Annotated in this window: 21 protein-coding genes, 1 tRNA gene and 1 pseudogene; 14 read left to right on the top strand and 9 right to left on the bottom strand. The window is 71.8% G+C overall.

Annotation, left to right across the window (positions count from 1 at the left end; translation table 11 throughout):
* Positions 1-19: 19 nt before the first annotated feature.
* The 3 genes from OG514_RS03555 to OG514_RS03545 all read left to right on the top strand — a co-directional run bounded on the left by OG514_RS03555 (position 20) and on the right by OG514_RS03545 (position 2,488).
* The gene (locus tag OG514_RS03555) at positions 20-874 is read left to right on the top strand and encodes an SDR family oxidoreductase (protein ID WP_266890720.1); all 855 of its coding nucleotides are present in this window, start codon (positions 20-22) and stop codon (positions 872-874) included.
* Positions 861-1,736 carry an SDR family oxidoreductase gene (locus OG514_RS03550; protein ID WP_266890718.1) on the top strand — a complete coding sequence of 292 codons (876 nt, stop codon included), beginning with the start codon at positions 861-863 and terminating at the stop codon, positions 1,734-1,736. Before OG514_RS03555 ends, OG514_RS03550 begins: the two co-directional genes overlap by 14 nt.
* A 326-nt stretch (positions 1,737-2,062) precedes the next feature.
* Positions 2,063-2,488 (top strand): ribonuclease domain-containing protein, encoded by a 426-nt coding sequence (locus tag OG514_RS03545; RefSeq protein WP_266890716.1) that lies wholly within the window; start codon positions 2,063-2,065, stop codon positions 2,486-2,488.
* Positions 2,489-2,572: 84 nt separating this feature from the next.
* Here the strand turns inward: OG514_RS03545 and OG514_RS03540 are convergent, their stop codons facing one another.
* Positions 2,573-4,123: an ankyrin repeat domain-containing protein gene (locus OG514_RS03540; protein ID WP_266890714.1), complete on the bottom strand. Its 1,551-nt coding sequence runs from the start codon at positions 4,121-4,123 to the stop codon at positions 2,573-2,575.
* 104 nt (positions 4,124-4,227) lie between these two features.
* Between OG514_RS03540 and OG514_RS03535 the strand changes: the two genes are divergently transcribed.
* On the top strand, positions 4,228-4,689 hold the full coding sequence (locus tag OG514_RS03535) for a GNAT family N-acetyltransferase (RefSeq protein WP_266890712.1): 462 nt from the start codon (positions 4,228-4,230) through the stop codon (positions 4,687-4,689).
* On the opposite strand, the gene OG514_RS03530 is transcribed toward OG514_RS03535, so the two are convergent.
* On the bottom strand, positions 4,686-5,570 hold the full coding sequence (locus OG514_RS03530; RefSeq protein ID WP_266890710.1) for a hypothetical protein: 885 nt from the start codon (positions 5,568-5,570) through the stop codon (positions 4,686-4,688). The two genes, OG514_RS03535 and OG514_RS03530, sit on opposite strands and share 4 nt — an antisense overlap.
* Positions 5,571-5,740: 170 nt before the next feature.
* Between OG514_RS03530 and OG514_RS03525 the strand changes: the two genes are divergently transcribed.
* Complete coding sequence (locus OG514_RS03525) at positions 5,741-6,508, top strand: trypsin-like serine protease (RefSeq protein WP_266900738.1); 768 nt, start codon at positions 5,741-5,743, stop codon at positions 6,506-6,508.
* 87 nt (positions 6,509-6,595) lie between these two features.
* Here OG514_RS03525 and OG514_RS03520 read toward each other — a convergent pair whose 3' ends face one another.
* The gene (locus tag OG514_RS03520) at positions 6,596-8,353 is read right to left on the bottom strand and encodes a beta-galactosidase family protein (protein ID WP_266890708.1); all 1,758 of its coding nucleotides are present in this window, start codon (positions 8,351-8,353) and stop codon (positions 6,596-6,598) included.
* Positions 8,354-8,482: 129 nt separating this feature from the next.
* Between OG514_RS03520 and OG514_RS03515 the strand changes: the two genes are divergently transcribed.
* The 6 genes from OG514_RS03515 to OG514_RS03490 all read left to right on the top strand — a co-directional run bounded on the left by OG514_RS03515 (position 8,483) and on the right by OG514_RS03490 (position 16,286).
* Positions 8,483-9,370 (top strand): AraC family transcriptional regulator, encoded by an 888-nt coding sequence (locus OG514_RS03515; RefSeq protein WP_266890706.1) that lies wholly within the window; start codon positions 8,483-8,485, stop codon positions 9,368-9,370.
* An 11-nt stretch (positions 9,371-9,381) separates the two neighbouring features.
* Positions 9,382-9,729: a chorismate mutase gene (locus OG514_RS03510; RefSeq protein ID WP_266890704.1), complete on the top strand. Its 348-nt coding sequence runs from the start codon at positions 9,382-9,384 to the stop codon at positions 9,727-9,729.
* The gene (locus tag OG514_RS03505) at positions 9,729-10,715 is read left to right on the top strand and encodes an asparaginase (protein WP_266890702.1); all 987 of its coding nucleotides are present in this window, start codon (positions 9,729-9,731) and stop codon (positions 10,713-10,715) included. The genes OG514_RS03510 and OG514_RS03505 overlap by 1 nt, the downstream gene beginning before the upstream one ends.
* Before the next feature lie 88 nt (positions 10,716-10,803).
* On the top strand, positions 10,804-13,290 hold the full coding sequence (gene pepN, locus OG514_RS03500) for an aminopeptidase N (protein WP_266890700.1): 2,487 nt from the start codon (positions 10,804-10,806) through the stop codon (positions 13,288-13,290).
* 207 nt (positions 13,291-13,497) lie between these two features.
* Complete coding sequence (locus OG514_RS03495) at positions 13,498-14,874, top strand: aminotransferase class V-fold PLP-dependent enzyme (RefSeq protein WP_266890698.1); 1,377 nt, start codon at positions 13,498-13,500, stop codon at positions 14,872-14,874.
* Entirely contained in the window at positions 14,871-16,286 is a 1,416-nt protein-coding gene (locus tag OG514_RS03490; RefSeq protein ID WP_266890696.1) for a lysine N(6)-hydroxylase/L-ornithine N(5)-oxygenase family protein, read from the top strand. The genes OG514_RS03495 and OG514_RS03490 overlap by 4 nt, the downstream gene beginning before the upstream one ends.
* Positions 16,287-16,304: 18 nt before the next feature.
* Here OG514_RS03490 and OG514_RS03485 read toward each other — a convergent pair whose 3' ends face one another.
* Positions 16,305-18,104 carry a bifunctional UDP-sugar hydrolase/5'-nucleotidase gene (locus OG514_RS03485; RefSeq protein WP_266890694.1) on the bottom strand — a complete coding sequence of 600 codons (1,800 nt, stop codon included), beginning with the start codon at positions 18,102-18,104 and terminating at the stop codon, positions 16,305-16,307.
* 159 nt (positions 18,105-18,263) lie between these two features.
* Between OG514_RS03485 and OG514_RS03480 the strand changes: the two genes are divergently transcribed.
* Complete coding sequence (locus tag OG514_RS03480) at positions 18,264-18,947, top strand: SIMPL domain-containing protein (protein WP_266890692.1); 684 nt, start codon at positions 18,264-18,266, stop codon at positions 18,945-18,947.
* Positions 18,948-19,093: 146 nt separating this feature from the next.
* Positions 19,094-20,521: a pyruvate kinase gene (pyk, locus tag OG514_RS03475; RefSeq protein WP_266890690.1), complete on the top strand. Its 1,428-nt coding sequence runs from the start codon at positions 19,094-19,096 to the stop codon at positions 20,519-20,521.
* Here the strand turns inward: pyk and OG514_RS03470 are convergent.
* Together OG514_RS03470 and OG514_RS03465 are read right to left on the bottom strand one after the other, a co-directional pair.
* Positions 20,522-21,297: pseudogene (locus OG514_RS03470) on the bottom strand (transcriptional regulator).
* Between the two features lie 109 nt (positions 21,298-21,406).
* Positions 21,407-21,481, bottom strand: a tRNA-Leu gene (locus OG514_RS03465).
* Positions 21,482-21,591: 110 nt separating this feature from the next.
* On the opposite strand from OG514_RS03465, the gene OG514_RS03460 reads away from it, so the two are divergent.
* Positions 21,592-22,242 (top strand): ANTAR domain-containing response regulator, encoded by a 651-nt coding sequence (locus OG514_RS03460; RefSeq protein ID WP_266890688.1) that lies wholly within the window; start codon positions 21,592-21,594, stop codon positions 22,240-22,242.
* An 84-nt stretch (positions 22,243-22,326) separates the two neighbouring features.
* Here the strand turns inward: OG514_RS03460 and OG514_RS03455 are convergent, their stop codons facing one another.
* The 3 genes from OG514_RS03455 to OG514_RS03445 are packed head-to-tail and all read right to left on the bottom strand — an operon-like array spanning position 22,327 to position 25,985.
* Complete coding sequence (locus OG514_RS03455) at positions 22,327-23,043, bottom strand: ABC transporter ATP-binding protein (RefSeq protein WP_024757294.1); 717 nt, start codon at positions 23,041-23,043, stop codon at positions 22,327-22,329.
* Positions 23,040-24,152, bottom strand: a complete 1,113-nt coding sequence (locus tag OG514_RS03450) for an ABC transporter ATP-binding protein (RefSeq protein ID WP_266890684.1) — start codon at positions 24,150-24,152, stop codon at positions 23,040-23,042. The genes OG514_RS03455 and OG514_RS03450 overlap by 4 nt, the downstream gene beginning before the upstream one ends.
* A 3-nt stretch (positions 24,153-24,155) precedes the next feature.
* The gene (locus OG514_RS03445; protein ID WP_266890682.1) at positions 24,156-25,985 is read right to left on the bottom strand and encodes a branched-chain amino acid ABC transporter permease; all 1,830 of its coding nucleotides are present in this window, start codon (positions 25,983-25,985) and stop codon (positions 24,156-24,158) included.
* Positions 25,986-25,987 lie beyond the last annotated feature (2 nt).

Raw genomic sequence — 25,987 nt, 5'->3', positions numbered from 1 at the left:
AGGAGGAAGGTAGCAGCCGATGGAGCTGGACGGGAGGGTCGTGCTCGTCACCGGCGGAACCCGCGGAGTCGGTGCGGGCATCGCACGCGCCTTTCTGCGGGCCGGCGCCCGGGTCGCCGTCTGCGCCCGCAGACCCCCGGACGCACCGGTCGAAGCGGCGGGCCGCACCGCCGAGTTCCACCCCCTCGACCTGCGGGAACCCATCGCCGTACGGGAGTTCTTCACCGACTTCGCCGAGCGGTACGGACGGCTCGACGCCCTCGTCAACAACGCGGGCGGCACGCCGTACCGCCTCCTCGGCGAGGGCGAGGCCGCACGGCACGCGCGCGTGGTCGAGCTCAACCTCACCGCCCCGCTCGCCGTCAGCCTCGCCGCCCACCCGCTCCTCCGGGCCTCGCGAGGCGCGGTCGTCATGATCGGCAGCGTCAGTGGCACCCGGCCCTCCCCGGGCACGGCCGCCTACGGCGCGGCCAAGGCGGGCCTGGAGAACCTCGCCCGCTCGATGGCCGTCGAATGGGCCCCCGACGTACGGGTCAACACCCTGGTCCTCGGCATGGTGGAGACCGAACTGTCCCACCTCCACTACGGCGACGAGGAGGGGATCGCCGCGGTCGGCCGGACCGTACCGCTGGGCCGGCTCGCCGCACCGGACGAGATCGGCGAGGCGGCCGTCTTCCTCGCCTCCGACCGGGCGGCCTACATCTCGGGAGCCTCGCTCCTCGTGCACGGCGGCGGGGAGCGCCCCGCCTTCCTGGATGCCGCGACCGTCAATGTCGCGACTGCCGATGTCGCGACCGTCCACGCCGCGACCGTCCACGCCGCGACCGTCGGCGTCGCAACCGCCAGCAAGGAGAGTCGAGATGGGTCTGTGTGACGAGCGAGTGGTGATCGTGACGGGAGCGGGTCGCGGACTCGGCCGGGCGCACGCGCTCGCGTTCGCCGCCGAGGGCGCCCGGGTCGTCGTCAACGACCTCGGGGTCGGTCTCGACGGGCACCCGGGGCCGGACAGCCCGGCGGCGGCGGTCGTCGAGGAGATCAGGGCGGCGGGCGGCGAGGCCGTCGCCCACGGCGGCGACATCGCGACCACCGAGGGCGCCGCCTCCCTCGTCGCGACCGCCCTGGACACGTACGGACGGCTCGACACCCTCGTCAGCAACGCGGGCTTCCTCCGCGACCGGATGCTCGTGAACCTCGACGAGGAGGACTGGGACGCGGTCATGCGGGTCCACGGCAAGGGCCACTTCCTGCCGCTGCGGCACGCGGGCGCGTACTGGCGGACCGAGGCCAAGGCGGGGCGTACGCCGGTGGCGCGGGTCGTCCACACCACCTCGGGCGCCGGGCTCCTCGGCAGCGTCGGGCAGGGCAACTACGCGGCGGCCAAGGCCGCGATCGTCGGGCTCACGCTCGTCGCGGCGGCGGAGCTGGCCCGGTACGGCGTGCAGGTCAACGCGATCGCCCCGGCCGCCAGGACCCGGATGACCGAGCAGGTCTTCGACGGTCTCGACGCCCTGCCCGAGGACGTGTCACCGCTGGTGGTGTGGCTGGGCTCGGCCGCGTCGGAAGGCGTGACCGGCCGGGTCTTCGAGGCCGAGGGAGGCCGCCTCACCGTGATGGAGGGCTGGCGGCCGGGCCCGACGGCGGACAAGGGCACGCGCCGCACCCCGGCGGAGGCGGGGGAGACGGCCCGGCGCCTCCTCGCGGAGGCGGAACCGCCGCACCCGGTGTACGGGGCCTGACCGGGGCCCGCTACTCCGTGAGGCGCTCGGTCGCGTGCCCCGCCGGCGTTCGGTCGCCCCGGTCGGGAAGCGGGTGATCGTCGCCGGCTCCTCGGTCGTGAACTCCTCGTAGAGCTCGTGGACTCCCGCGACCAGTCCTCGAAGAGCGTCCGTGACGACCGCCGGGGCCCGCAAGGGCTCCGGCGGTGCGCTGCGCGCGGGTCGGGAAACATCCCGGTGACGCCGTGCACACGGGATCCCCACGTTCGCGGGCAAGGAGTTAACGTCCGGCGAATTGAAGGGCGTTGGGGTTCACGGCCCGATCTACGCGCGTCAAAATCTCAGCCATGCGAATCCCCCCTCGATTCACCCTCGCCGGCGGTGTCGCCACCGCCCTCCTGTCCTCCCTCCCCCTCGGAGCCCCGGCCACCGCCGCGCCGGCACCCGCGCCCGCCACCGTCACGGCCTCCGTCGCGGCGACCGCGGCCGTCGGGGACATCTGCTACTCGGCCCTCCCCAGCCAGGCCTACACGACCCTGCGTCTGATCGACGCGGGCGGCCCCTTCCCGTACAGCCAGGACGGCTCCGTCTTCCAGAACCGGGAGGGCGTCCTGCCGTCCCACTCGCTCGGCTACTACCACGAGTACACGGTCAAGACCCCGGGGTCCTCCACCCGTGGCGCCCGCCGGATCGTGACCGGCAACTCGACGGCGGAGGACTACTACACCGCCGACCACTACGCGACCTTCGACCTCATCGACTACGACTGCTGAGCACGTCCGGAAAGGCGGTTGCGGCCCCCGGGGCCGCCGGAGGGCGCCGGCGCGTCCGAAGGCCGCCGAGCCGCGCGCGTCCGGTCAGCCGCGGCGCGGGAACGTCCACTCCAGCCGGGTCCTGACCCGGGGGTCGTGGACGTACTCCAGGGCGGCCAGCGCCGTCTCCCGCGCCGCGCCCTCCGGATCGCCGTCCGCGAGGACCGACGCCAGCGCGTCGACGGCGCGCGGGTCCTGACGGATCGCGAGCCCGCGCGCCGCCTCCGCCGCCGTCTCCGGATCGGCGTCGCCGAGCCGCTCGGCGAGCCCCTCCCGTACGAGAGGGGTGTCGTCCGGCAGTTCGGCGAGCGCGAGCGTCGCCCAGTCCCGCACCCGCGCGTCACCGTCCCGGCTCAGCGCGAGCAGCACCCCGAGCGCCTCGACGTGCCCGGCCGGCACGATCCCGGCCAGGGCCCCCGCGACCGCCCGCCGTACGACCGCGTCGGGATGCCCGGCCGCGGCGAGCAGTTCGGGTACGGCGGCCGGGTCGGCGCACGCCCCCAGCGCGGACACCACCGACAGCACCGGCTCGCGCGCCGACACGACCGAAAGCCCCGGCTCCCGCGGCGACGGCACCTGCTGCCGCGCCGACGCCCCCGGCTCCCGCGCCGGAACGGGCGCCACCATCACCTCCGCCGCGAGCCGCCGGAGCACCGGGACCGCGCTCGGCGCGAAGCCCGGCAACGCGCCGAGCACCCGCGCGCCCAGCGCCCGGCGCATCGGATCGCGGTACGCGCACCACGCGGCCGCCGCCACGAAGGTCTCCTCGTCGGCCCGGCCCGCGAGTTCGGCCACCGCCGTCGTCCAGTCGTCGAGCTCCGGATCGCCGCAGCGCAGGGCCCGTGCCGCCAGCTCCTCGTGCGAGGTGTGCAGTCCGAGCGCCGCCTCCAGGAGCGTGGCGATCGCCGCGTGCCCGGTCTGGCGGTCGTCGCCGCGCCCCGGAGCGCCGTCCTCCCGCAGCAGCTCGACGACGACCGTGATCCCACCGTCCTCCCGGACCCGGCGGACCACCGCCTCGTACGTCTGCCCACCCTCGTTCCCGGCGACGAGCCCGCGCCGCAGCTCGGCGGCGATGTCGGCGCCGATCCAGCGCCGCGCCTCCCGGAGCGCGGCCTCCCGGGAGTTCGCCCCGTGGTCGAGCAGCGCCCGTACGCAGCCGGTGGAGCCGCGCCGGGCGGCGGCCACCAGCGGCAGGATCCCGTCCGGTCCCCGTCGGTCGGGGTCGGCCCCGTACTCAAGCAGGGCCCGTGCGGTGTCGGCGTACCCGAGCCGCAGGGCCCAGGCGAGGGCCGTGAAGCCGTACTCCTCCTCCTGGTCCGCCGCCGCGCCCGCCGCGAGCAGGGCCCGCACCACCTCGGTGTGCCCACCGACGGCCGCCCCGCAGAGCGGCAGTTCATCGCCGTCCTCGCCGCTGCCGCCGCCCGGGTCGGCCCCGGCGGCCAGCAACACCCGTACGATTCCGGCCTCGTTGCCGACGGCCGCCCGGTACAGCGGGGTCTCCCCGCCCGCCCGGCCCTCGGGGTCGGCCCCGTCCCGCAGGGCCTGTACGGCCCCGTTCTCGTCCCCGTCACGGATGGCGTCGAACAGCGTGCTCATGGGCCGACCCTGACCCGCCGTCCGGTCCTGGCGCAAATCGATTCCCGCCCCCGTCGCCCGGGGAGGCGCGGCCCGTTCGTACGCCCGTGCCAGAATCGGGCCGCATGACGCACGATCACGACGACGCGACGCTCAGCGTCGGCCACGGTGACGCCGCCCTCGCGAAGCTCCTGGAGCAGGGGCTCGACGCGTTCAACTTCGCGGCCACGAACACCACCCCCGAGGACCAGGGGGAACTGTCCGTGAAGGCCGTCGACGAGAACGGCGAGCTGATCGGCGGGCTCACCGGCTGGACCTGGAGCGGCCTCTTCGGGATCGACATGCTGTGGGTCCGCGAGGACAGCCGCGAGGACGGCTGGGGGAGCCGGCTTCTGCGCGCGGCCGAGGACGAGGCCCGGCGGCGCGGCTGCGACCGCGCCAACGTCTCGTCCTTCACCTTCCAGGCCCCGGACTTCTACCGGCGGCACGGCTACGTGGAGACCGGCCGGGTGCTCGGCATCCCGGGCGGCGCCGAGGACGTCCACTTCCACAAGAGCCTGGTCGAGGAGCCCTCGGCGGACGACTAACCCGCGCACTCCAGCACCGTGAGGCACACCCCGCACCGGGCCCGCAGCGCCCGCCCCGCCGGGACCCGCAGCCGCTGCCGGCAGACCGGGCAGGGGAACGAGACGCCGGTCGCGGGCGCGCCGCCCTCGAAGGTGTACGGGGCGCCCTCGACGGCCCGGCCCCGGCGCCGCTCCCAGCCGTACCGCCGGCGCTCGGCCCAGCCCGCCCCGGCGAGCGGCGGCGCCGCCCGTTCCCGGTCGGCCTCGGCCCGGCCCCGTACCCATGCCTCGTACGCCACCGCGCTGGTGAACCACGGTGACGGGTCCTCGCCGAACACCTCGGCCCGTTTGGCCAGGACGTAACCGAACTCCTCCGGGGTCAGATAGCCCAGCTTCTGGCTCTCCACGCCGTCCTGCCGGAAGGCGTCGAGCAGCAGCCAGCCCGCGCCCAGGTACGTGGTGACGACGTCGGTGAGGATCTCGTTCTCGGCGGTGCCGGGGAAGCCGAGGCCGAGCCGGTGCAGCAGGACATGGGTGATCTCGTGTGCGAGGGCCGCGCCGATGTCCCGGCGGCGGGTCCGGAAGCGGTCGTTGAGCTCCACGAAGTACTCGGGCCCCGCCGCGAGGTCCACGGCCGCCGCGTCCTCCATCGGCCGGAAACTCACCACCATGCGCGCCTCGGGCAGCCGCAGGTGCCGGACGAGGGCGCGGGCGACCCGCTGGGTGCCGAGGTGCAGGTCCTCGTCGTCGCCGAGGGCCACGTCGGCGGGCGCCACGCTCGCCGGGTAGCGGTGTACGCCGTCGGGGGAGAGGCGCCGGTAGAGCGCGGTGAGCGAGGCCCCGACGGTGGCGCGGTGCGGAAAGCCGTGGGCGACGCGGTCGCCCTCCTGACGGTTCGGCATACAGGACCCCCTCCGGCTCATTTTACGGTCCGGTGCGGCGTGGCCGAAAAGGCTTCCTTGTGGGGGCAGTTGAGAGTTGTCGATAATCCGGACATGACTTGACGGGCGCATGTCATCGCTCGTCGAGGCAACCCCCCATGAGAGAAGGCAGACACGTGAAGCAGAACCGAATGGTCCGTGCGCTCCAGAAGCTGGCCGCGGCCGGCGCCGTCGTCCTGGCGGCCGTCAGCCTCCAGCCCACCACGGCCTCCGCCGCCCCCGCCCCCGTCGTCGGAGGCACCCGTGCCGCCCAGGGCGAGTTCCCCTGGATGGTCCGGCTCTCCATGGGCTGTGGCGGCTCCCTGATCACCCCGCAGGTCGTCCTCACCGCGGCCCACTGTGTGAACGGCTCCGGCAACAACACCAGCATCACCGCCACCGCCGGAGTCGTGGACCTGCAGAGCGGCAGCGCGATCAAGGTCAAGTCCACCAAGGTCCTCCAGGCCCCCGGCTACAACGGCAAGGGCAAGGACTGGGCGCTGATCAAGCTCGCCAGCCCGATCACCTCTCTGCCCAACCTGAAGATCGCCGAGACCACGGCGTACAACAGCGGCACCTTCACCGTGGCCGGCTGGGGCGCCGCCACTGAGGGCGGCGGCCAGCAGCGCTACCTGCGCAAGGCGACCGTCCCGTTCGTCTCGGACGCGTCCTGCCAGAACTCGTACGGCAGCGACCTCGTCCCGGCGGAGGAGATCTGCGCCGGCTACAGCCAGGGCGGGGTCGACACCTGCCAGGGTGACTCCGGCGGCCCGATGTTCCGCAAGGACAACGCGGGTGCCTGGGTCCAGGTCGGCATCGTGAGCTGGGGCGAGGGCTGCGCCCGCGCCGGCTACCCGGGCGTCTACACGGAGGTCTCGACCTTCGCCTCCGCGATCAAGTCCGCCGCGGCCACGCTGTAGCCGTCACGGACCTCGCGTACTGGTGCCCCGGAGCGGCCTCGGCTCCGGGGCACCTTCCCGCCCTAGGGCGTTTCTTGTTCTGAAGCCTCAGAGGACGCAGAGCTCGACGCCCATGTCCCCGTCCCCCTCCAGCTCAAGGACCCACACCTCGTTCGCGCCCTCCCGGAGCACCGGGCCCGGCACGAACAGGGCGTCCTGCGGGCCGGCCGCCGGCCAGTACCGGCCCAGGCAGAAGCCGTTCACCCACACGAAGCCCCGGGTCGCGCCCGGCAGTCGCAGCATCGCGTCCCCGGCGCCCGTCACGTCGAGCGTCCCCCGGTGGAGCCCCCGGCCCCCGCGCCCGGCGCCGAACGGCACCTTCGCCACCGCCGCCGCCTCGAAGGCGTCCAGGCGCAGCGCCCGGGACCGGAACCCGTGCAGATACTGCCGCTCGTGCCGCACGCCACCGGTGATCCCCTTCGGCTCCGCCTGCCGAGGCCCGTAGTTGACCCGGCCGAGCGACTCGACCCACAGGTCCACCACGGCCGGACCCGCCACCGGCCCGGGCAGGGACACGCTCTCCCCGTCCGTGGTGTCGAGCACCCCCGCCGGGGCCCCGTCGACGCACACCACCGCCCGGTCCCGCAGCCCCGTCACCCCCAGCGGATACGGCTGCCGCGGACCCGGCACCGCCACCCGGTAACGGACCAGGCCCCGGTCCACACCGAGCTGCTCGAAGGTCGGCGGCACCGGTGTCACCGCCTCCTCGTCGCCGAGCACCTCCAGGACCGTCTCCAGCGGAGCCCACCCGTCGAGGGTGCCGGAAACCGGTCCCGCAAGCCCGGCCGGGGGCTCCGGGACCTCCGGCAGAGGCCCCTCCGCGTACTTCGCGAGCACCTCGCGGAAGCGCCGGAACTTCTCCGTCGGCCGCCCCGCCTCGTCCACCGGCGCGTCGTAGTCGTACGAGGTCACCGTCGCCCGCACCGGCCCGTCGTGCAGCTCACCGGCCCGGTTCGCGCCCGCCCAGCCCCCGAAGTTCGTGCCCCCGTGCGCCATGTAGATGTTGACCGAGGCCCCGCACTCCAGGATCTCCCGCAGCGCCTCCGCCGCGTCCGCCGCGTCCCGCACCGCGTGCTCCGTGCCCCAGTGGTCGAACCAGCCGCACCAGAACTCCATGCACATCAGCGGCCCCGACGGCTGGTGGCGCCGCAGCGTCGCGAAACCCTCCCGCGCCCCCGAGCCGAAGTTCGCCGTGGCGAGCACCCCCGGCACCGAACCGCCCGTCAGCATGTGGTCCTCGGGACCGTCCGAGGTGAACAGCGGAACGCTCACCCCGCAGCCGCGCAACAGCTCCGCCACCCATTCCAGATAGGCCCGGTCGCTGCCGTAACTCCCGTACTCGTTCTCCACCTGCACCAGCACCACCGGCCCGCCCCGGTCGATCTGCCGCTCCACCACCTGCGGCAGCAGCCGCCGGAACCAGTCCTCCACGGGCGCCAGGAACTCCGGGTCGAGCGTCCGCACCCGCCGCCCGAGCGGGCCGGTCAGCCAGTGCGGCAGGCCACCGTTCTCCCACTCGGCGCAGATGTACGGCCCCGGGCGCACGATCGCCCACATCCCGGCCCGCGCCACCGCGTCCAGGAACCGGCCGAGGGCGTCCACGTCCGCGTACCGGCCCGGCTCCGGCTCGTGCAGATTCCAGGGGACGTACGTCTCGACACAGTTGAGGCCCATCGCGCGCAGCATCCCGAGCCGGTGCTCCCACTGCTCCTCGTGCACCCGGAAGTAGTGCAGCGCCCCCGACAGGAGCCGCACCGGCCGCCCGTCGAGCAGAAAGTCCTCGTCACCCACAGCGAACGTGCTCATGGCCTCACCCTCACCCTCTGGCGGCGAACCGGTCCATGGACAAAGATCGTCGCAGTTTGGACGTTAGGGCCTGCCCGTCCCATCCGACCCCGATGGCGCCGGACGGGCCCGAGGGAGGGGCACCACCGCATGTACCACACCTGGATGCGCTACTTCACGCCCAGCCCCGTCCACCATCGCCTCGGCCTCGTCTGTCTCGGCGTCGGACTCCAGCACGGCACCCTGCCCACCGTCGGGCCCCGCACCCTCGACCACCACGTGGCCGTCGTCGTCTCCGCCGGCAGCGGCTGGTACCGGGGCGCCGACGGGCGCCGCACCACCGTCACCGCCCCCGCCCTGCTCTGGCTGACCCCCGGCACCCCCCACCACTACGGCGCCGACCCCGGCACCGGCTGGGACGAGGCCTTCGTCGACTTCACCGGACCCGCCACCACCACCTACACCGAACTCGGCTACATAGAACCCGACCGGCCCGTCGTCCCCCTCGCCGACGCCGCCCCCGCCCGCGCCGCCATCAGCCGGATCGCCCGCGCCGCCCGCCCCGGCAACCCCCTCCTGGAAGTCGAGACCGGCGCCGCCGTCCACGAACTGCTCGTCGCCCTGCGCCGGGCCCGCGCCGACACCAACGCCGACGGCGACCCCGTACTCGCCGCCCTCGCCCGCGACGCCTTCCAGCCGCTCTCCGTCGCCGAACACGCCGCCCGGCACGGCATGACCGCCGCCGAGCTGCGCACGGCCGTCCGCCGGGCCGCCGGGTGCAGCCCCAAGGACTACCTGCTCACCGTGCGCCTCGGCCGGGCCAAGGAACTCCTCGCCGCCACCGAACTGCCCGTCGCCGCCGTCGCCCGCCGGGTCGGCTACGACGACCCGGCCTACTTCTCCCGGCTGTTCACCCGCCGGGTCGGCACCGCCCCCATCCGCTTCCGCGAGCAGCAGGGACGGTCGGTGCACGGCGGCTGGAGCAACACCGTTCCGGATCCCGAACACCCGCCCACGATCCTCCCGAGATCCGTCTAAGCTCGCAGATCATGAGCGAGTCCACCGGCCCCCAGCAGCCCACCCCGTCCCCGCCCCCGTCTCAGCCGGAGTCCGTACGGGCCGAGCTGACCCGGCTGCGCGAAAGCATCGACAACATCGACGCGGCGGTCGTGCACATGCTCGCCGAGCGCTTCAAGTGCACCCAGCAGGTCGGCGTCCTCAAGGCCCGGCACCAGCTGCCGCCCGCCGACCCCGCCCGCGAGGCCCGCCAGATCGCCCGGCTGCGGGAACTCGCCGGGAACGCCAAACTGGACCCGGCCTTCGCGGAGAAACTCCTGAACTTCATCATCGCCGAGGTCATCCGCCACCACGAGACGATTGCGGACGGAGCACGCTGATGGCCCGCGTCACGGTGTTCACCCTCGGAGGGACCATCTCCGCACGCGGCGGCGACGCGGCCCGGATGACCGGCCAGGAGGTCCTGGCCGAGCTCGGCGGGGACCACGACGTCGTCCTGAACGACTTCCGCCGCGTCCCCAGCTCCACCCTCACCCACGCGGACCTCGCCGCGCTCGCCGCAGAGGTCCGCGCCACCGTCGCCGCCGGCTCCGGCGTGGTCGTCGTCCAGGGCACCGACACCCTGGAGGAGACCGCCTTCCTCCTCGACCTGCTCTGCACCACCGAGCGGCCGATCGTCGTCACCGGCGCCATGCGCCGCCCCGACCTGCCCGGCGCCGACGGCCCCGCCAACCTGGCCGCCGCACTCGCCGTCGCCGCCGACCCGGCCTGCCGCGACCTCGGCGTCCTCGTCGTCCTCGCCGACGAGATCCACGCGGCCCGGCTCGTCCGCAAGACCCACACCACCTCCGTCGCCACCTTCGCCTCACCCGGCGCCGGACGGCTCGGCACGGTCGTCGAGGGCGAGCCCCGCATCCTGCTCCGCCCCGCCGTCCCCGCCGCGTACTGCCCGCTGAAGCTCGACCCCGACGTACGGGTGGCCCTGGTGACCCTCTCCCTGGGCGACCGCGGCGAACTCCTCGACGCCGTCGACCACCGCTTCCAGGGCCTCGTCGTCGCCGCCTTCGGCGCCGGACACGCCCCCGCCTGGCTCGTCGAACCGCTCGCCGAGATCGCCCGCCGCATCCCGGTCGTCCTCGCCTCCCGTACCGGCGGCGGCGCGACCCTCTCCGACACCTACCGCGGCCCCGGATCCGAGTACGACCTGCTGCACCACGGACTGATCCCGGCCGGCGCCCTCGACCCGGCCAAGGCCCGGATCCTGCTCCACACCCTGCTGTCCAGCGGCGCGGCCGGCCCGGCCGGCTACGACCGCCCCCGCATCACCGCCGCCTTCGCCCACCTGGACGGCTCCGGACTCGCCTGAGCCCGGCAGAGAGTGTCCCGCCCCCACCAGCGGAGTCTTGTCGCCACCACCCCTGCCCGACGCCGAAGGCATCGGGCAGCATAGGGCCATGTCCGTACTGACGCGCGACGAAGCGCAGACCCGTGCCCAGCTCCTCGATGTCCAGCACTACAGCGTGGACCTCGACCTCACCACCGGCGACGAGACCTTCGAGTCCACCAGCCTCGTCAGGTTCACCGCCCGCACCGCCGGGGACACCTTCGTCGAGCTGAAGCCCGAAACCCTGCACTCCGCCCTCCTGGACGACGAGCCGCTCGACCTCACCACCCTCGAAGGGAACCGGCTGCCGCTGCGCCTCGCCGCGGGCGAGCACGTCCTGCGGATCGTCGCCACCATGCGGTACTCCCGTACCGGCGAGGGCATGCACCGGTTCACGGACCCCAGCGACGGCGAGTCGTACGTCTACACCCAGCTCTTCATGGAGGACGTCCAGCGCGTCTTCGCCGCCTTCGACCAGCCCGACCTGAAGGCCGCCTTCGAGGTGTCCGTCACGGCCCCCGAGGGCTGGACCGTCCTCGCCAACGGCATCACCGAGCAGCAGCCCGACGGCCGCTGGAAGGCCGCCCCCACCCCGCCGCTCTCCACCTACTTCGTCTGCGTCGCCGCCGGACCCTGGCACTCGATCCGCACCGAGCACGCCGGGCTCCCCTTCGGCATCCACTGCCGCCGCTCCCTCGCCGCCCACCTCGACGCCGACGCCGACGAGATCCTCGCCGTCACCAAGGCCTGCTACGACCGCTTCCACGAGAAGTTCGAGGAGCCGTACCCCTTCGACTCCTACGACCAGGCCTTCGTTCCCGAGTTCAACGCGGGCGCCATGGAGAACCCCGGCCTCGTCACCTTCCGCGACGAGTTCGTCTTCCGCTCCGCCGTCACCGTCACCGAGCGGCAGACCCGGGCCATGGTCATCGCCCACGAGATGGCCCACATGTGGTTCGGCGACCTCGTCACCCTCCGCTGGTGGGACGACATCTGGCTGAACGAGTCCTTCGCCGAGTACATGGGCTTCCAGACCGTCAACGAGGCCTGCGCCGACCTCTTCCCCGACACCTGGGTCGACTTCGGCGTCACCCGGAAGGCCTGGGGGTACGAGGCCGACCAGCGGCCCTCCACCCACCCCGTCGCCCCCGACCCGGAGTCCGTCCCCGACACCGCCTCCGCCCTCCTCAACTTCGACGGCATCTCCTACGCCAAGGGCGCCTCCGCCCTCCGCCAGCTCGTCAGCTGGCTCGGCGAGAAGGACTTCCTCGCCGGCATCAACATCCACTTCAAGCGCCACAAGTTCGGCAACGCCACCCTCGCCGACTTCATCGACAACCTCGCCGCCGCCACCGAACGCGACGTCCACGCCTGGGCCGACCAGTGGCTCCGCACCACCGGCGTCGACACCCTCACCCCCGCCCTCACCGGCGAGGGCCTCCACTGGAAGCTCGCGATCGACCGCGACGGAAGCCGCCCGCACCGGATCTCCGCCGGCCTCTACGACCGCGACCCCTCCGGCGACCTCGTCCTGCGCGAGCGCCGCGAACTCGACGTGCCCCAGGCCGAGCCCGCCGAGCTCACCGGCCCGCGCCCCGCCCTCGTCGTCCTCAACGACGAGGACCTCACCTACGCCAAGCTCCGCTTCGACGACGTGTCCGCGGAGTCCGCCCTGCGCGGCCTCTCCCGCATCCCCGACGCACTGACCCGCGCCGTCATCTGGAACGCGCTCCGCGACATGGTCCGCGACGGCGACCTCGCCCCCCGCGCGTACCTGGAGATCGCCCTCGCGCACCTCGCCGAGGAGAACGAACTCGCCCTCGTCCAGGGCGTCCTCGGCTTCGCCCGCGCCCAGATCGCCGACCGGTACGTCACCGAGGACGAGCGGCCCGCCGCCCTCGCCACCATCGGCGAGATCGCCCGCGCGCTGCTGCGCCGCACCGAGGACGGCGACGCGCCCGGTCTGCGCCTCACCGCCGTCCGCGCGTTCATCGACAGCGCCTCCACCCCCGACAAGATCGCCTCCTGGCTCGACGAGGGCACCGTCCACGGCGGCCCCGAACTCGACCCGGAACTGCGCTGGCGCATCCTGGCCCGCCTCGCCGTCCTCGGCGCCACCGACGAGCCCACGATCGCCGCCGAACTGGAGCGGGACCCGAGCGCCACCGGCCAGGAGGGCGCGGCCCGCTGCCGGGCCTCCCTCCCCACCGCCGAGGCGAAGGCGGCGGCCTGGTCGGCCCTCTTCGACACGGACGACCTCTCCAACTACCTCTTCACCGCCACCGCCCAGGGCTTCTGGCAGCCGGAGCAGTCGGACCTCGTACGCGAGTACGTCCCCCGCTTCTACCCGGCGGCCATCGCCCTGGCCGCCCGCCGCGGCGCCGCGATGGCCGAAGCCGCCGGCCGCTACGCCTTCCCGTCGTACGCGATCGACCCCGACTCCCTGACCCTGGGCGACCACCACCTGACGACCGACGAGATGACCCCGGCCCTCCACCGCAAACTGGTGGACCAACTGGACGACCTCCGCCGAGCCCTGAAGGCCCGTACGGCCTAGGTGTACTGACCTGCAGCGTTGTCACGCGGGTCAATACACCTAGGGGGTGTTTCGACAGACCCCAGACAGACCCCGCTGCACCCTTCGGGCCCGAGCCCGGCCGGTAGCACACCGGCCGGGCCGCACCCGCCGGCCCAGGTAACCCGTTCGGGTCACAACGACCCACTCCCCGGACATACCCCGACAACCCCCGGCACTCTGTCGTCCATGCGTGCCGAACCCCCACCCCTCGCCGGAGGCGCCCCCGGCCCCGATGCCCTCGGCCCCCTCCTCGATACCGTCCTCGACGCACTTCGCGCGGGGGCGAAGGAGCGCGGCGGCCCCCTCCCCGCCGGCGGCCCGGAAGCGGTGGCCCGCCGCGTCGGCGCACTCGGCACCGCGCTCCCCGAGACCGGCACCGGCGCGGACGAGGCGCTGGCCACCATCGTCCGGGCACTGGCCGCCGGCGCCGCCGACCCCGCCCACCCCCTCTGCGCCGCCCACCTCCACACCCCACCCCTCGCCCTCGCCGCCGCCGCGGATCTTGCCGCCTCCGCCCTGAACCCGTCCATGGACTCCTGGGACCAGGCCCCCGCCGCCTCCGCCCTGGAAGCCCTGGTCACGGCCGCGCTCGCCACCGAGGTGTATCCGGGCGCCGCCGCCCCCGACGCGCTCGTCACCACCGGCGGCACCGAGTCCAACCAGCTCGCCCTGCTGCTCGCGAGGGAGCGCCTCGGCCCGGTCCGTACCGTCGTCGGCGCGAACGCCCACCACTCCTTCCGGCGCGCCGCCTGGCTCCTCGGCCTCCCCGAGCCGGTCGTGGTGCCCACCCCCAGCGGCACCCTCGACCCGGCCGCGCTCCACGAGGCACTGACCACCCTCACCGGCCCGGTCGTGGTCGCCGTCACCGCCGGCACCACCGACGAGGGCCTCATCGACCCGATCCCGGCCCTCGCGGACGTCTGCGCGGCGCACGACGCCGAGCTCCACGTCGACGCGGCCTACGGCGGCCCGCTCCTCTTCAGCCGCACCCACCGCCCCCTCCTGGACGGTCTGGCCCGGGCCCGTACCGTCACCGTCGATCTGCACAAGCTGGGCTGGCAGCCGGCCGCCGCCGGGCTCCTCGCCGTCCGAGAGGCCGCCGACCTCGCCGCCCTCGGTCACACCGCCGACTACCTCAACGCCGACGACGACACCGAGGCGGGCCTCCCCGACCTCCTGGGCCGCTCGCTGCGCACCACCCGCCGTCCCGACGTCCTCAAGACCGCCGTCACCCTCCGGGCCCTGGGCCGCACCGGCCTCGGCGCGCTCGTCGACGCCTGTATGGACCGGGCCCGGGACCTGGCCGATCTGGTGGAGAAGACGCCGGGGCTCGATCTGCGGGCCCGGCCGACCCTCACCACGGTCCTGTTCCGGCCGAGCGGCGCCGACGACGGGACCGTCGCCGCGATCCGCCGCACCCTCCTCGCCGAGGGCCGTGCCGTCCTCGGCCGCGCCGAGGCCGACGGCCGCCTCTGGCTCAAGGCCACCCTGCTCAACCCCCACGCCACCCCCGGCGACCTGGCTCAGCTCATCACCCTCGTGGAAGGCAGCGCGCAGCGATGACCGGCAGCACCCCTCAGCAGGACCTCGATCAGCCCCACGATCTGGTGGGCGTCGGCATCGGCCCCTTCAACCTCTCGCTCGCCGCACTCGCGCACGGCGTCCCCGGCGGGCTCGCCGCCTCCTTCTTCGAGCAGAAACCGGCCTTCCACTGGCACCCGGGTCTCCTCATCGAGGGCGCCACCCTCCAGGTCCCGTTCCTCGCCGACCTGGTGACCCTGGCCGACCCGGCCAGCCCCTGGACCTTCCTCAACTATCTGAAGAGCCGTGAGCGCCTCTTCCCCTTCTACTTCGCCGAGAAGTTCCACATCCAGCGCGCCGAGTACGACGCCTACTGCCGCTGGGTCAGCGAGCAGCTCCCCGGTCTGCACTTCGGTCACCAGGTCGACTCGGTCCGCTGGAACCCCGAGCGGCGCCTGTTCGAGGTCGACTTCACCCAGATCGACCCGGAGGGCGAGGCCGAGGCGCTGGGCCGCGCGTACACCCGCAACGTCGTCCTCGGAGTCGGCACCGAGCCGTACGTCCCCGAGCCGCTCAAGCCGCTCGCCGACGCCCCCGGCGTTCCCGTCTTCCATTCCGCCGACTATCTCGCGCACCGCGAGACGCTCCTCGCCGCCGGGCACGTGACCGTCATCGGCTCCGGCCAGTCCGGCGCCGAGGTCTTCCTCGACCTGCTCCGGGCCCGTCCCGCCGGAGCCGAGCAGATCCACTGGCTGGCCCGCAGCGAGGCCTTCGCACCGATGGAGTACTCCAAGCTGGGACTGGAGCACTTCACCCCCGACTACACCCGCTACTTCCACTCCCTGCCCGAGCCGGTACGCGGTGAACTCGTGCCCCGCCAGTGGCAGCTGCACAAGGGCATCGACGCCGACACCATCGCGGCCATCCACGACGAGCTGTACCGCCGCACCCTGCACGGCGGCTGGCCCGACGCCGTCATCACCCCCGGCGTCCGGGTCCGTACGGCAGGCCGGGTCGCCACCACCCAGGTGGAGCTGCACCTGGAACACCTCCAGCAGGGCAGCCGCTCCCGGCTCACCACCGACGCGGTCGTCCTCGCGACCGGCTACCGGGAGCGCCCGGTGGACCGGATGCTCGCCGGTCTCGACCCGTATCTGCGCCACGACTCGGCCGGCCGCCCCAGGGTCGACGAGCACTACCGGCTGGTCCTCGACCCGTCCGTGACCGGCGCCGTCCACGTACAGAACGCCGAGAAGCACACCCATGGCGTCGGCGCCCCCGACCTGGGCCTCGCCGCCTGGCGGAGCGCGACGATCCTCAACTCGATCAGCGGCAAGGAGCCGTACCCGCTGCCCCGCCGGACGGCGTTCACCAGTTTCGGTCTGGAGACACGAGAGGCGCCGAGCATCCCGGCCCAGGGCCAGAAGCTGACGCCTCTCACACAGATCGTCTAGCGGGTCCTCGGACAGGCCCTAGAACACCGGAACGCCGTCCCGGGTCAGCTTCCAGTCCACCGAGGCGAACAGGGACGGGTCGACCGTCCCCTTCGCCTGCACCCACTGGATGATCGTGTTGCGGATCTCGTCCGAGTTGGCCCACAGCTGCTGGGCGCCCGCGACGTGCGGGAACGCGCCGCCGCCGCTCGCCCGGTAGTTGTTGACCGCGAGGACGAACTTCGCCGCCGGGTCCAGCGGCTTGCCCTCGAAGAACAGGTTCACGATCCGGGAACCGGCCGGCTTGGCGATGTCGATGTCGTACGTGAGCCCGGAGACGGCGTCGTAGTTGTAGTCCGGGGTGTTGTCCGCGTTGGTCAGCTTCGCGGTGTCGACCGGAGCGCCCGCCGGGGTCTGGACGTAGTACTTCGCCGAGTACTCCAGGTAGTCCTTCAGCTGGGCGCCCGTCATCAGACGGGCCTCCAGGGTGTTCTCGAAGGGGTACAGACCGGCGGCGTCCTTGATGGAGACCTGCCCGGCCGGGATGCGGGCCGTACGGGAGAAGCAGGAGGCCTGCGAGAGGACCGGCAGGGCCCCGTGGGCGCCGCCCGCGAGGGCCGCCTTCACGGTCTCGGCCTGGACCACGTTGATCAGGTCGATGATCGGCTCGTCCTTCCACGGCGCGTCGGCCGTGGTCATGGCGGCGGTGGAGGTACCGATGATCTGGTTGACGTACGCGACGACCTTCTTGTGCTCATCGCCGAGCAACCCGGTGATCTCCGGGTCCTCCGCCACCGTGTTGGAGTTGAGGACCTGCGCGGCGACCTTCTCGACGCTCCAGCAGCCCTTCTCCCACACCAGGTCGAAGTCGAACAGGGTGAGGCGCTGGCCCCACTTCAGCGGCTCGGACAGAACGACGTCCTTGCCGGTCTCCTTGTTCTTCACCCGGTACTCGGGGATCTCGGTGTGCGCGTGGCCGACGAGGATCGCGTCGATGCCCGGCACCTGCTCGGCGACGAGCCCGGCGGCGTTCTCGATGTGGGGGAGCTGGTCACCGTACGAGGAGGTGCCGCTGGAGCCGGAGTGCGCCGAGACGACGACCACGTCCGCGCCCATCGAGCGCAGCCTGGGCACCCACTTCGCGGCCTGCTCCTCAAGACCCGGGAAGACCATCTTGCCGCTGACGTTCGCCTTGTCCCAGATGGCGATGCCGGGGTTGGTCAGGCCGAGTATCGCGACCTTGACGTCCTTGCCGTGCGGGGTGCGCAGCCGGTGCATGCTGTACGGGGCGAAGGCCGGACGCAGGGTCTTGGCGTCGAGCGCGTTGGCGCCGAGCAGCGGGAAGTCGCACTGCTCCTCGAACTTGCGCAGCACCGGGATGCCGTAGTTGAACTCGTGGTTGCCGAGCGCGGCGGCGTCGTAGCCGATGGCGTTCATGGCCTGGGCCATCGGGTGGACCGGGCCGCGGCGGGCGGTGATCGGGTCGATCTTGGCGTAGTAGTACGACAGCTGGGTGCCCTGGATGGTGTCACCGGCGTCGATGAGGAGGGTGTTGCGGCGGCCCTTCTCCTCGCGGACCTGGTCGACCAGGGTGGAGATCTTGGCGAGGCCGACGTCGTTGTGGGCCTTGTCGTCGAACTCCTTGTCCGTGAAGTAGTCCCAGTTGAAGACGTTGCCGTGCAGGTCGGTGGTGCCCATCACGGTGAAGGAGTACCGCTTCTGCGGACGCGGGCGGCCGTGGCCGTGGGCCTCGGCGGGAACGGCGACGGCTCCGGCGACGGCCACTCCGGCCCCGGCGGCGGCCGAGCGCTCCAGGAACGTCCTGCGGTTCAGCGGCATGTGTTTTCTCCCCTTGTGGTTCTGTGCCGTCGGCGCCGACCGTGGCGCACAACGCGCGTAGATTCTGGCTCAGACGGCACGTCGGCAACAGACCTTTCGGGTTACGGAGTGGGAAAGTGTTCGGTGGACGATCGTTACCGAACACGGAGGAGTCAGGACGTGACGCAGGAACACGCGACCCCGGAAGCACCCCAGGTGACAGTCCGTGGGGAGGGGCGGCTGGAGGTCGACCCGGAGCTCGCCCGGATCTGGGTGGCCGTCTCCGCCCGGGGACCCGACCGCTCGGCGACGCTGGCCGACCTGACCCGGCGCAACGCCCTGGTACTCGACCTGGTCAAGGCGCAGGGATCCGCGGTGGAGAAGCTGGAGACGGGCAGCTTCTCCATCTCCCCCGAGCTCACCCGCAAGGGGCGGGGGGAGCGGGTGCACGCCTTCCACGGGCGGGTGCGGGTCACGGCCGAACTGACCGACTTCACCGTGCTGGGGGAGCTGGTGACCCGGCTCGCCGACCTGGAGCTGACGAGCGTCGACGGGCCGTGGTGGAGCCTGCGCCCGGCCTCCCCTTCGTACGCGGAGGCGCGCCGGCTCGCGGTGACGGAGGCGGTGGCACGGGCACGGGCGTACGCCGAGGCGCTCGGCACCTCGCTCGACTCACTCCTCGAACTGTCGGACGCGGGGGACGCGGACCCGCTGAGGCCGAGGCGGGCCGTCTTCGGCTCGGCGGCGGTGGCGTACTCGGCGGAGGGCGTCGCGGACGCCCCGCCGCTCGACCTCGAACCGCAGCGTCAGACGGTCACCGCGGAGGTGGTCGCACGCTTCACGATGCGACCGCCCGCACTCTGAGACAGGCAGCGCAGCGGCGCGAAAATCGCTCATCGGAGCACCCCGGCGCACAGATTCAAGACTTGTCAACAGCCTTTCACGGAAAGGTTGTTGAGTAGTCATGTCCCGCCAACTCGCTACTGGTGGGTAAGGCCTAGGCTCGACTCATGCGCCGAGCGAAAATCGTTTGTACCCTTGGGCCCGCCACCGAAACATACGACCAGATCAAGGCGTTGATCGAGGCCGGAATGGACGTGGCCCGCCTCAATCTCAGCCACGGCTCGTACGTCGAACACGAGGAGCGCTACCAGCGCGTACGCAAGGCCTCCGACGAGACCGGCCGCAGTGTCGGTGTCCTCGCCGACCTTCAAGGCCCGAAGATTCGCCTCGGCCGCTTCCGTGAAGGCCCCGTACTCCTTGAACGCGGCGACGAGTTCACCATCACCGTCGAGCCGACGGAGGGCGACCGCCACTCCTGCGGCACGACCTACTCCGGCCTCGCCGCCGACGTCACCGCCGGCGAGCGCATCCTCGTCGACGACGGCCGCGTCACCCTGGAGGTCACCTCCGTCGACGGACCCCGGGTGAACACCCTGGTCATCGAGGGCGGCATGGTCTCCGACAACAAGGGCCTCAACCTGCCCGGCGTCGCCGTCTCCGTCCCCGCCCTCTCCGAGAAGGACATCGAGGACCTCCGCTGGGCGCTGCGCATCGGCGCGGACGTCATCGCCCTCTCCTTCGTCCGCAGCGCCCAGGACATCGTCGACGTCCACCGGATCATGGACGAGGAAGGGCACCGACTGCCCGTCATCGCCAAGATCGAGAAGCCGCAGGCCGTCGAGAACATCGAGGAGATCGTCGCCGCCTTCGACGGCATCATGGTCGCCCGCGGCGACCTGGGCGTCGAGATGCCCCTGGAGCAGGTACCGATCGTCCAGAAGCGCGCCGTGAAGCTGGCCAAGCGGAACGCCAAGCCGGTCATCGTCGCCACCCAGATGCTCGACTCGATGATCGACAACTCCCGCCCCACGCGCGCCGAGGCGAGCGACGTGGCGAACGCGGTCATCGACGGCACCGACGCCGTGATGCTCTCCGGCGAGACCAGCGTCGGCCGCTACCCGATCGAGACCGTCCGCACCATGAGCCGCATCGTCGAGGCCGCGGAGGAGGACGTCCTCGGCAAGGGCCTGCCGCCGCTGACCGAGCGGAACAAGCCCCGTACCCAGGGCGGCGCGGTGGCCCGCGCGGCCGCTGAGATGGGTGACTTCCTCGGCGCCAAGTTCCTCGTCGCCTTCACGCAGTCCGGCGACACGGTCAAGCGGCTCTCCCGCTACCGCTCGCCGATCCCCCTCCTGGCCTTCACCCCGGACCCGGCGACGCGTTCCCAGCTCAACCTCACCTGGGGCGTCGAGACCTTCCTCGGCCCGCACGTCGACTCGACGGACGCGATGGTGGCCCAGGTCGACGAGGAACTGCTGCGGATCGGCCGCTGCCGGCCCGGCGACATCGTGGTCATCACGGCCGGTTCCCCGCCGGGGGTCGCGGGCTCGACGAACCTGGTGCGGGTGCACCACATCGGGGAGTCGCTGACGTAGTCAGTGTTTGGGACCTACGTGAAGGTCCATGAGCGCGACGGAGGCTTTGCGGGCGACGGAGATGTTCTGCGCGGTGCGCGACTGGTTCGTGGGCTTCCAGTCGACGCCCACGCGGTCGAGGGCGTCGGTGAAGAGCCCGATGATGTCGGCGGACGAGTTGGTGAAGAAGTAGCGGGGGTACTCGTACCGCTTCCGCTCGCCGCCGATGAGCCGGGTCGTCCAGTTCGTGATCCGGCTCCCGTCGGAGTGGATCAGTCCCCGAATGAAGTGCCACGGATGCACGTCGACGATCTCCTGCTGCCAGGCTTGGAGGGCGATGCGACGCTCGTGCTTCTTGCCGGGCCCGTGCTGTGGGAAGAGGCATTCGAGGTGCTTGGAGTACACCTTGAGGTCATGGCACCCGCCTTCGGGGCCCAGCAGACCGCGTTGTCGGGAAACACCGCACGTAAGGAGGTGTGAGCCTCCTGCTGCACGCCGGGCCAGGCGTCGTCGAGGGTGATCCGCAGGCTCGCCACACGGTGTTGTCGGGGCTGACTGATGTATCCGTCGCCGAGGTAGAGCCCGAGGAGGTGGGCGTACATCTCCGCTGCATCAGGTGGGCCCGGCAGTGAACGGCACCGTACACAGGGCGCGAACCCCCGGGTGCGAGGTTCGAGGCGCTCACGCCAACTGCGGAGGGAGGCGCGGGAGATCCCTGTCTCCTTGCTGACTGAATTGAGGCTTCTGCCTTGGGCGACGAGGGCCAGCGCCTGCTTGCGCGTGTCGATGTCGTACATACGGTCGATCGTGGCTGCTTCGCCCCGACAGCATGGTGTAGACCATCAAGCTTCATGCGTGTGGGTGACGAGTGCTGACCAGTCGTCGGCCTTCGAATCGAAGGAAAAGTGCCCCGGGTCGGACTCGAACCGACACTGTGTGGGTTTTGAATCCACTGCCTGCTGCCAATTGGGCTACCGGGGCCCGCAGAATCAAAGGTTCTCTCTGACCCTCTGCGCGTCCACCTTACCGCAGCTAGGTAGGCTCTTGGTGAGCTGTATCCGCCTGGAAGAGGCCTTGAACGAGGAGCCCCCGTGACCGCCCCCGAGTCGCCCCAGCCCGACGACGCCGACGCGTCGCACGTCCCGCCGCTGACGACCCGCGTCGTCATCGCCGAGGACGAGGCCCTCATCCGCCTCGACCTCAAAGAGATGCTGGAGGAAGAGGGCTACACGGTCGTCGGCGAGGCCGGTGACGGTGCCACCGCCGTCGAGCTCGCCCGCGAGCACCGCCCCGACCTCGTCATCCTCGACGTGAAGATGCCCGTCCTCGACGGCATCTCGGCCGCCGAGAAGATCGCCGGCGAGTCCATCGCCCCGGTTCTCATGCTCACCGCCTTCTCGCAGCGCGAGCTCGTCGAGCGGGCCCGGGACGCCGGCGCCATGGCGTACCTGGTGAAGCCGTTCAGCAAGAGCGACGTCGTGCCGGCCATCGAGATGGCCGTCTCCCGCTTCGCCGAGCTGCGCGCCCTGGAGCTGGAGATCGCGGACCTCTCCCAGCGCCTGGAGACCCGCAAGCTGGTGGACCGCGCCAAGTCCATCCTCCAGACCCAGTACGGGCTGACGGAGCCGGCCGCGTTCCGCTGGATCCAGAAGACCTCGATGGACCGCCGCATGTCGATGCAGCAGGTCGCCGAGGCCGTCATCGAGGACGCCGAGGAGAAGAAGGCGGCCAAGGGCCAGTAGCCCCGCCCGCCGCCGTACACGTACGAAGAAGGCCCGCCCCACGTCACTGTGGGGCGGGCCTTCTGTCCTGGGTGACCGGGTGGGTCAGTCCTCGCCGAGGTACGCCTTGCGGACGGACTCGTCGTGGAGCAGGTTCTGGCCGGTGCCCGAGAGCACGACCTTGCCGATCTCCATCACGTGACCGTGGTCCGCGAGGGCGAGCGCGGCCTGGGCGTTCTGCTCGACGAGCAGGATCGTGGTGCCCTGGGCCTTCAGCTCGGCGATGGTCGCCATGATCTTCTGCATCATGATCGGCGAGAGACCCATCGAGGGCTCGTCGAGCATGAGCAGCTTCGGCTGGGACATCAACGCCCGGCCCATGGCGAGCATCTGCTGCTCACCGCCGGAGAGCGTGCCGGCCGCCTGCTTGCGACGCTCGCCCAGGATCGGGAAGAGGTCGTAGGCGCGCTGGACGTCCTTGGCGATGCCGGCGGTGTCCTTCCGGAGGAAGGCGCCGAGGAGGAGGTTCTCCTCGATCGTCATCCGGGGGAAGATGTGCCGGCCCTCGGGGGAGTGGGCCAGGCCCAGCGAGACGATCTTGTGCGCGGGGATCTTGCGGAGGGACTTGCCCTCGAACTTGATCTGGCCGCCGACCGGCTTGAGGAGCCCGGAGAGGGTTCGCAGGGTGGTGGTCTTCCCGGCGCCGTTGGTGCCGATGAGGGTGACGACCTCACCGGCGTCGACGGAGAAGGAGATGCCCTTGACGGCCTCGATCTTTCCGTAGGCGACGCGCAGGTCCTCGACTTCGAGCAGTGCGGTCATGCGTCGTTCTCCTTGCCCGAACCGGGGTCTTGCGTGGTGTCCTCCGAGGAGGTCTCCTCGGCAGCCGGCGTCTCGTCGTCGGAGGCCTCGGGGGCCTCCGGGGCGTCGTCCGAAGGCGCGTCGTCGGAGGCCTCGTCGTCGGAAGCCTCGTCCTCGGAGGCCTCGTCGGCCTCGTCCTCGGACGGAACCTCCTTCGCCGGAGCGTCCTTCGCCGGAGCCGCCTCGGCGGGCGCCTCCTTGGACAGCGCGTCCTTGGCGGGGGCCTCCTCCACGGGAGCTTCCTCCGCCGGTGCGTCGTCCGCGACGGGCTCGCCCAGGTACGCGGCGATGACCCGCTCGTCGCTCTGGACGGTCTGGCTGTCGCCTTCGATCAGCTTCTGCCCCTGGACGAGCACGGCGACCCGGTCGCAGAGGTTGAAGATGAACCGCATGTCGTGCTCGATGACGAGCACGGCGATGCCCATGTCCCGGATGGCGAAGATGAGTTCCTCCGCCGCCCGCGTCTCCTGCGGGTTCATGCCGGCGGTGGGCTCGTCGAGCAGGATCAGACCGGGGTCGCTCGCGAGGGCGCGGGCGATCTCCAGCTTGCGCTGCTCTCCGTACGGGAGGTTCTTGGCGAGGTGCTGCGCCTTGTCCTGGAGGCCGATGAACTCCAGGAGCTCCATGGCCCGCTTCGAGGCCTCCGCCTCGGCCTTCCTGAACCCGGGAAGACGGAGCAGCGCCGACCAGAGGCCCTGCTTCATCCGGGTGTGGCGTCCGACGAGGACGTTCTCCAGGACGGTCATGTTGTGGAAGAGGCGGATGTTCTGGAAGGTGCGGGCGATGCCGGCGTCGGTGACCTTGTAGGACGTGGGCGGCAGGACCTTGCCCTTGTACCGGACCTCACCCTCGGTGGGGACGTAGAGGCCGGTGAGGCAGTTGAAGAAGGTGGTCTTGCCGGCGCCGTTGGGGCCGATCAGACCGACGATCTCGCCGCTGTTGACGGTCAGGTTCACATCGCGCACGGCGGTGAGGCCGCCGAAGCGCATGGTGACCCCGCGCGCGTCGAGCACGGTCTCGCCGGTGGCCGGCGCGGTGGTGGCGTCGGCGGTCTTCGTGGTGGTCGTCATGGTTCAGGCACCTGCCTTGGCGAGCGTGGCGGGCGTCTCGTCCTTCTCGTGGAACTCCAGCTGGTTGCGCCGGTTGGCGATCATGCCCTCCGGGCGGAAGCGCATGAGCAGGATCAGCGCGACGCCGAAGGCGAGGAGCTGGAACTCGCCCATGAACTGGAGCTTGTTCGGGATGAGGAAGAGCAGCGAGGCGCCGACCAGCGGACCGCTCATCGTGCCCATGCCGCCGAGGACGACGGCCGCGAGCAGGAAGGCGGAGTTGGGCGGGATCGGCCCGGCGAAGAGGTACTGCTCCGGGGTGACCGTGTAGGTGACGTGGGCCTGCACGGTGCCGGCGAGACCGGCGAGCGAGGCGCCGAGCGCGAAGGCGATGAGCTTGACCCGGAAGCCGTTGATGCCCATGGCGAGCGCGGCGGTCTCGTCCTCGCGGATGGCGACCCAGGCGCGGCCGATACGGGAGTCGCCGCTGCGCCGGAAGACCAGCACGACGACCGCCATGATCAGCAGCATCAGGAAGAAGTAGTTCGCGAAGCGGCCGATGGTGAACCCGGCGATGGCGTGCTCGGCGCCGAAGTCGAAGCCGAAGATGCTCAGGTTCGGAATGGACGCGATGCCGTTGGAACCGTTGGTGATGTCGGGGCCGGAGGTGCCGTCGGTGTTGTTCACCGCGATACGGAAGATCTCACCGAAACCGAGGGTGACGATGGCGAGGTAGTCGCCGCGCAGCCGCAGGGTCGGGGCACCGATGAGGACACCGAAGACCAGGGACGCTGCCGCGCCGACCAGGACCGCTGCCCAGAAGGGGAAGTGCACGCCGAACGGGGAGGTCGGGGCGCCCGAGACGAGGGCGGCCGCGTAGGCGCCGACGCCGAGGAAGGCGACGTAACCGAGGTCGAGGAGACCGGCGAGGCCGACGACGATGTTCAGGCCCAGGGCGACCGTGGCGAAGATCAGGATGTAGACGCCGAGCGTCGCGTACTGGTCGTCGGTCTGGGTGAACGGGAAGAGGGCGGCGGCGGTGAACGCACCGGCGATGCTGAGGTTCTGGTGCTTGCTGGTGAGCTGCGTGGCCTGCGCCATGAGGCCCGACTTGTTGAGCGCGGCGAAGCCGATGCCGGTCGTGATCAGGAAGCCGAGGAACAGTTCGTCGTACTCGGTGCCGACACCGTAGGTGAAGACGCCGAGTGCCACGGCGAGGATGCCGGTGATGATCAGGATCTCGACGGACGAGTGCATCGCGGGCAGTTTGCGCACGGGGCCGGTGGCGAAGGCGGCCTTGAAGGTGTCCCAGCCGTTGCCGAAGTTGTGCTTGAACTGGTCCCAGCCGGTGTCCTCGGGGTCCACGGGCAGTTGCTTCGGCCGCTCGAAGGGGAGGGCGAGGGCGCCGAGGAGGCCGAGCAGGCCGGCGACCGCGACGACCGCGCCGCCCGGCTCCAGGTTGATCGGGCCGCCGAGCGTGATGCTGATCGCGCCGACGGTGAACCAGACGATGGCGAAGTTGGCGATGGCGGCGAGCTTGAGGGCCGCGTCGCCGCCGGCCGGGGTCAGCCAGCGGGTGCCCTTGACGCCGTACGTGGAGAGGGCGAAGAGGGTGGTGAGGACACCGGTGACCAGGACCTGCATCTGGAGGCCGGCCGGGGAGCCGTAGAAGGTGAGGTCGCCGGGGAAGCTGGGGGTCCAGGTCCAGGCGAGGAAGCAGCTGGCGACGGTGAGGACACCGGCGCCCAGGGTGAGGGCGCGGGCGATCTTGGCCGGTATGAGGTCGATGAGACCGGTCGCCTCGGCCGGTGCGGGGGCCGCGGCTGCCTTGGAGTTCTCGGAGATGGTGGTCATGG

This window comes from Streptomyces sp. NBC_00572 (assembly GCF_026341815.1).
Taxonomy (GTDB): domain Bacteria; phylum Actinomycetota; class Actinomycetes; order Streptomycetales; family Streptomycetaceae; genus Streptomyces.
Note: the sequence above shows the minus strand (reverse complement) of the source record. Positions and strands in the feature narration are given on the sequence as shown.